This window comes from Phenylobacterium sp., from assembly GCF_046291545.1.
Lineage (GTDB): Bacteria > Pseudomonadota > Alphaproteobacteria > Caulobacterales > Caulobacteraceae > Phenylobacterium.
Genome location: NZ_JBKBSM010000001.1, coordinates 378,568 through 385,244, shown reverse-complemented (window position 1 = coordinate 385,244; position 6,677 = coordinate 378,568). Strand labels below are relative to the sequence as shown.

Here is a 6,677-nt window from a genome sequence, read left to right as displayed (position 1 = left end):
CGCACGGCCCGCGCGGGGCGCCACCCGGCGGGCCCCGTCCAGGCGGATGTCCTCGCCGTTCATGTAGCCGCAGGTGATCAGGGTCTCGGCGAGCGCGGCGTACTCCTCGGGCCGGCCGAGCCGCTTGGGGAAGGGCACCTGGGCGGCGAGGGCGGCCTTCACCGCTTCCGGAGCGCGGCCCAGCAACGGCGTGTCGAAGATGCCGGGCAGGATGGTGTTCACGCGGATCGCCTCGCTGGAGAGGTCGCGCGCCACCGTCAGCGTCATGCCGACGATGCCGGCCTTCGAAGCGGTGTAGGCGGCCTGGCCGATCTGGCCGTCCTCGGCCGCGACCGAGGCGGTGTTGACGATGGCGCCGCGGTCGCCGTCCTCAAGCGCCGGCAGGGTCAGCATGCCGGCGGCGCTCTTGGTGATGCAGCGGAACGTGCCGATCAGGTTGACCTGGATGATCCGCTCGAAGTTCTCGAGGGGATACTCCTTGATCTCGCCGGTCTGCTTGTCGCGCGAGACGGTCTTCACCGAGCCGCCGACGCCGGCGCAGTTCACCAGGATCCGCTCCTGGCCGATGGCCGCCCGCGCCTTGGCGAAGGCGGCGTCGACCTCGTCCGACGAGGTGACGTTGACCTTGCAGAAGACCCCGCCGAGCTCGGCGGCCAGCGCCTCGCCCAGCTCCTCGTTCAGGTCGAACAGCGCCACGCGCACGCCGTGCGAAGCCAGCCGCCGGGCGGTGGCCGCGCCCAGGCCGGAAGCGCCGCCGGTGATGACGGCGGAAATGTCGGGACCCAACTTCATTCGGCGATCTCCTTCGATGTGGCGCAGGTTTGCCGAAGCTGACGCAAGGGTCGTCCAGCCCCCGCTGCGCCCGGGTCGCGGCGGCGGGGAGGTCCGATCATCCACCCGGACCTGCTGCTGCTTTCGGCGCCGGCCGCGCTCTAGGCGTCCAGCGGCCGGCCGCGGGTCTCCGGCAGGAGGAACAGGCAGGTGACGACGCTGATCGCGGTGAAGGCGAGCGGGAACCACAGGCCCGAGTAGATGTCCCCGGTCGCCGCGACGATGGCGAAGGCGGTGAAGGGCACGAAGCCGCCGACCCAGCCGGTGCCGATGTGGTAGGGCAGCGACATGGCCGTATACCGGATGCGGGTGGGGAACAGTTCCACCAGCGTCGCCGCGATCGGTCCGTAGAGGGCGGTGGCGGCGACCACGAAGAGCAGCAGCACGCCGATCACCCCGGCCAGGTTCATCCGCGCCGGGTCGGCCTTCTCCGGATAGCCGGCGGCCAGGAGGGCGGACTTGATGGCGCCTTCCACCTCGGCCTTCACCGCCTGGGCCTCGGCCTTGGGCAGGCCCTCGGCGCTCTGCGAGGCGACGATGACGTCGCCGATCCGCACCTGCGCCGCCTCGCCCGGCGCGGCCGCCGAGTTCCTGTAGGAGACGCCGGCGTTGGCGAGCACGGTCTTGGCGATGTCGCAGGAGGACACGAAGGAGGCCTTGCCGACGGGATCGAACTGCAGCGAGCAGTCGTCGGGGTCCGCCACCACCGTCACCGGCATGCGCGCCTCGGCCTCGGCCAGGGCCGGGTTGGCGGCCTTGGCCAGGAGATGGAAGCCGGGGAAATAGGCGGCGGTCATCAGGGCCATGCCGAACAGCAGGACAGGCTTGCGGCCGATCACGTCGGACAGCCAGCCGAACACCACATAGAGGACGGCGCTGACCAGGGTGGCGACCATCATCACCAGGTTGATGGTCTCCGGCGCCACCTTGAGGAACTTGTCCAGGAAGGTCTGCGTGTAGAAGAAGGCGGTGTACCAGACCGCCCCTTGGGCGAACATGACGGCGACCAGGGCGAGCAGGACCACCTTCAGGTTCTTCCACTGGCCGAAGGCCTCCGCGAAGGGCGCCTTGGAGCTTTCGCCGGAGGCCTTCATCTTGGCGAAGGCGGGGCTCTCCGAAAGCTTGAGCCGCATCCAGATGGAGATGCCGAGCAGGCCCGCCGAGAACAGGAAGGGAATGCGCCAGCCCCAGGCGTCGAACGCCTCGGGACCGAAGGCGGCGTTCAGCGTCACCCGCGTCACCAGGATCACGCCGAGCGCCCCGAGCAGCCCGAAGGCGGCGGAGGTCTGGACCCAGCCGGTCGAGCGGCCCCGTGCGTTCTCGGGCGCGTGCTCGGCCACGTAGATCGCCGCCCCGCCGTACTCGCCGCCCAGGGCGAAGCCCTGGACGATGCGCATGAGGACCAGGAGCGCCGGCGCGAGCAGGCCGGCCTGGGCGTAGGAGGGCAGAAGGCCGATGGCGAAGGTCGCCCCGCCCATGAGGATCACGGTGATCAGAAAGGCGCCCTTGCGCCCCGCCCGGTCGCCGATGCGGCCGAAGACCAGGGCGCCGAGGGGCCGGAAGGCGAAGCCGGCGCCGAACAGAGCCAGGGCCGCCACATAGCCGGCGGTCTCGCTGAGGCCGGTGAAGAAGGTGCGGGAGATGACCTGCGTCAGGCTGCCGAAGACGAAGAAGTCGTACCACTCGAAGGCGGTGCCGGCGGACGAGGCCGCCACTACGGTGCGCAAGGATGCGCTCTTCGGCGCAGCGGTCTGGTCTGCGGCGATCTCCGCCATGCGTTCTGCCTCCCCGGAACAACCGGACAGGTCTAGCACCGCCCCCCAAGAACTTGAAAGGGACAGGCTCAGGCGGCGTTGGAGGCGTCCAGCGGCTCGGCGTCACGGCTCAGACGCGCGATCTCCGCCAGCAGGGCTTCCGGCGAGATCGGCTTGCCGACCACCCCGTCCATGCCCGCGGCCCGGTACTCGCGCTGCTGGTGCGCCAGGACGTTGGCGGTCAGGGCGATGATCGGCGTGCGGGCTGCGCTGTCGGGCAGAGCGCGGATGCGCCGGGTGGCTTCCAGGCCGTCCATCCCGGGCATCTGCACGTCCATGAGGATCAGGTCGAACATCCCCCACTCGGCGGCTTCGACCCCGCTGGCCCCGTCCTCGGCGGTCTCGACCGAGGCGCCCAGCCCCTCCAGGAGCTTGGTGGCGATGAGGCGGTTGGTGGGATTGTCCTCCACCACCAGGATGTGCAGCCCCTCGAGCACCGCCTCCGGCGTCTCGACCTTCGCTTCAACGGCTTCCGCCGGCTCGGCGGCGACTTCGATCCAGAAGGTGGAGCCGACGCCTTCGGTGGAGGTGAAGCCCACCTCGCCGCCCATGATCTCGGCCAGGCGCTTGGTGATGGCCAGGCCCAGGCCCGAGCCGCCGAACTTGCGGGTGGTGGAGGCGTCCCCCTGGTCGAAGCGCTGGAACAGCCGCGACTGGGCGGCCTGAGGCACGCCGACGCCGGTGTCGGCGATCTCGAAGCGCAGGCGCGGCCCCTCCAGCCCCTGGCGCGCGCTGCAGGAGATCCGCACGTGGCCCTGCAGGGTGAACTTCACCGCATTGCCGATCAGGTTGAAGAGCGCCTGGCGCAGGCGCACCGGGTCCGACCAGATCCAGCCCACCTGCTCGTCGATGTCGACCAGGACCTCGAGCCCCTTGGCCGCCGCCTGGGGGCGCAGGAGGCTGACCACGCCGTCGACGAGGGCCTTGGGATCGCCCGCCTCGAAGGCCAGCTCCAGATGGCCGGCCTCGATCTTGGAGAAGTCGATCACGTCGTTGAGCAGTTCGGCCAGCATCTGGCCGCAGGAGAGCGCCTCGTCCAGAAGCTTGCGGCCCTCGTCGGAGAGGGCTTCGGACTTCAGCAGGTGCAGCACCCCCAGCACGCCGTTCATGGGCGTACGGATCTCATGGCTCATGTTGGCCAGGAAGGCGGCCTTGGCCTCCGCCGCGGCCTGGGCGGCGCGCTCGGCCTCGATCAGCGCCAGCTCCTGGCGCTTGGCGGCGTCGACGTCCTGCACAAGGCCCACCGCCTTCAGCCAGCGCCCCGAGGCGTCCTTGGTCAGGTGATGGTAGATCCGCACCCAGCGCTCGGCGCCGTCCGGCCCGATCACCCGGGCCTCGAAGCCCTCGCCCGAGGCGTTGAGGCCGCGATGGATCGCCAGGAAGGCGGCGCGCACATGCTCGACGTCGTCGGGATGAAAGTGCGGGAAGGCGAGGGCGCGCACCGCCTCGTAGCCGTCGGCGGCCCCGATCATCCGCTGCAGCTCGGGCGAGGCCCAGAAGGCGCCCTCGACGTGGTCGACCTCGTAGACACCGGCGTCGGCCGCAGCCAGGGCCATCTTCAGCCGGCGGGAGTTGGTCTGGGCTTCGAGGCGCGCCAGGGAGATTTCGGAGACGTCGTCGACATAGGCCAGGACGCCGGCGATGCGCCCGCGCGCGTCGCGCCAGGGACGCGTTTCCCAGCGCACGATCCGTTCGCCTTCGCCCCCGTGCTCCCCGGCGACGGTGTCCTCCGCGCGCGCGCTCACCTCGCCGTTGGCGGCCTCGCGGCAGGCCTGGCGCAGGGTCGGCGGAACGCTGGGGAACGCGTCGGACAGCGTGCGCCCGATGGGGTCGCCGCCGGCGGCGCCGAAGGTGTCGGCCCAGCGGGGGCTGACCACCAGACAGCGGAGCTGTCGGTCCATCATGGCCACGGCGAAGGGGGCGCTTTCGACCAGCTGGCGGATCTGCTGCTCGCCCTGGCGCGCCCCGTCGCGGGCGGCGGCGAGCTCGGTGACGTCCTGGGAAATGCCCTCGAGCGTATGAAACCCTCGCCGGCTCGGCCGCGTGCGGAAGGTGGAGCGCAGGGTGATCCACCGGCCGTCCTTGCGCAGCAGCCGGTGCTCCAGGGAATTGGGCCGGCCCGTCGTCACCGACTCGCCGAACGCGGCTCGCACCGTGTCCCGCTCGTCGGGATGCAGGCGGCCGATGAACTCCGCGCGACTGACCCGCGCCTCGTCATAGCCCGTCAGGGCCAGGATTTCCGGCGACCAGGACACCACCTCGGCCAGCGGGTCGAAGGTCCAGGTTCCGACGCCCGCCGCCTCGGACAGGAGCAGGCGGGTGCGCCGGGCTTCGTCCAGCTCCTCGGCCCGCGCACGCTCGGCCGTGGCGTCGCGCATGGAGCCGACGATGAGCCCGTCCTCGGTGACCTGGGCGCGGGCCTCGAACCAGCGCCAGGCGCCGTCCTTCATCCGCATGCGCGCCACGTTCTCGCTGGACCCGTGCGCCGCCAGACGCTCAACCGCCGCGCCGAGTTCGGCGAGATCGTCAGGATGGGTGAGCTGGCTCACATAGGCGCCGACCAGCTCGTCCTCGGCCCAGCCGGTGACGTCGCGCCAGGCAGGATTGACGCAGGCAAAACGGCCGTCCGGCCCGACGACGAACAGCATCTCCCGGCTGTGCTGGAACAGCTGGTCGATCATCGTGCGCTTGTCGGCCGGCGTGTCGTCACGCTTCTTCGCCATCGGCTCCCCCGCTTCAATGCGCTGAGTTAGCCGAGAAGCGTAAACTTATGGTTCGATGTTCACCGAGCGTTGCAATTTCCCCGCGACTCCACCCTAGAAGGCGTTCTCGCCGGTGATCGCCCGGCCCAGGATCAGGGCGTGGACGTCGTGGGCGCCTTCGTAGGTGTTGACCGTCTCCAGGTTCGCGGCGTGGCGCATCACGTGGTACTCGCCGGAGATGCCGTTGCCGCCGTGGATGTCGCGGGCCTCGCGCGCAATGGCCAGGGCCTTGCCGCAGTTGTTGCGCTTCATCAGGCTGATCGCCTCGGGAACCCAGGCGCCCTGGTCGATCAGGCGGCCCAGCGCCAGCGCCCCTTCGAAGCCCAGGGCGATCTCGGTCTGCATGTCGGCCAGCTTCTTCTGGACGAGCTGGCGCGCGGCGAGGGGCTTTCCGAACACCTTGCGGGTGGCCACGTACTCGCGGCTCGCATGGAGGCAGAAGTCTGCGGCGCCCATCGCGCCCCAGGCGATCCCGTAGCGCGCCTTGTTCAGGCATGAGAACGGCCCGCGCAGGCCGCTGACGCCCGGCAGCATCTGGTCTTCCGGAACGAAGACGTCGGCCAGGGCGATCTCGCCGGTGATCGAGGCGCGCAGGGACAGCTTGTTCTGGATCTTCGGGGTGGAGAACCCCTCGGAGCTGCGGTCCACCAGGAAGCCGCGGATCACGCCGTCGAGCTTGGCCCAAACCAGCGCCACGTCGGCGATCGGCGCGTTGGTGATCCACATCTTCGCGCCGTTCAGCACGAAGCCCCCGTCGACCTTCCTGGCCACCGTGCGCATCGAGGCCGGATCGGAGCCGCCGTCGGCCTCGGTGAGGCCGAAGCAGCCGACGATCTCGCCGGTCGCCATGCCCGGCAGGTAGCGGCGCTTCTGAGCTTCGGAGCCGAAGGCGTAGATGGGATACATCACCAGCGAGGACTGCACGCTCATCGCCGAGCGGTAGCCGGAATCGATCGCCTCGATCTCGCGGGCGATCAGGCCGTAGGCGACGTGGTTGACGCCGGCGCAGCCGTATTCCTCGGGCAGCGTCGGGCCCAGGAAGCCGAGCGCGCCCATCTCGTTCATGATCTCGCGGTCGAAGCGCTCCTCGGCGAAGGCGGAGACGACACGGGGCAGCAGCTTCTCGCGCGCATAGGCGCGGGCGCTCTCCCAGACCATGCGCTCGTCCTCGGACAGGCGCGAGGCCAGGTCCAGCGGATCTTCCCAATCGAAGGTCTTGGCGGGCGAGCCGGTGTCCAGGGCCATGGCGCGATCTCCTGCGTCCCAAGCG

The 6,677-nt window shown here is 70.3% G+C and carries 4 protein-coding genes; all 4 read right to left on the bottom strand.

The window, feature by feature from the left end; all coding sequences use genetic code 11:
* Window positions 1-792: SDR family NAD(P)-dependent oxidoreductase (locus tag ACK4YQ_RS01865; protein WP_409607697.1), on the bottom strand; the 792-nt coding region annotated here is incomplete at its 3' end.
* A gap of 140 nt (window positions 793-932) precedes the next feature.
* Window positions 933-2,606, bottom strand: coding sequence for an MFS transporter (locus ACK4YQ_RS01860; protein ID WP_409607695.1), 1,674 nt, complete (start codon window positions 2,604-2,606; stop codon window positions 933-935).
* Between the two features lie 68 nt (window positions 2,607-2,674).
* Complete coding sequence (locus tag ACK4YQ_RS01855) at window positions 2,675-5,368, bottom strand: PAS domain S-box protein (RefSeq protein ID WP_409607693.1); 2,694 nt, start codon at window positions 5,366-5,368, stop codon at window positions 2,675-2,677.
* Window positions 5,369-5,461: 93 nt separating this feature from the next.
* Window positions 5,462-6,652: an acyl-CoA dehydrogenase gene (locus tag ACK4YQ_RS01850; RefSeq protein WP_409607691.1), complete on the bottom strand. Its 1,191-nt coding sequence runs from the start codon at window positions 6,650-6,652 to the stop codon at window positions 5,462-5,464.
* Window positions 6,653-6,677: the final 25 nt, after the last annotated feature.

Bases quoted from the DNA above. Each gene is read 5' to 3' on its own strand.
- ACK4YQ_RS01855 (WP_409607693.1), bottom strand. From the start codon at position 5,368: ATGGCGAAGAAGCGTGACGACACGCCGGCCGACAAGCGCACGATGATC.
- ACK4YQ_RS01860 (WP_409607695.1), bottom strand. From the start codon at position 2,606: ATGGCGGAGATCGCCGCAGACCAGACCGCTGCGCCGAAGAGCGCATCC.
- ACK4YQ_RS01850 (WP_409607691.1), bottom strand. From the start codon at position 6,652: ATGGCCCTGGACACCGGCTCGCCCGCCAAGACCTTCGATTGGGAAGAT.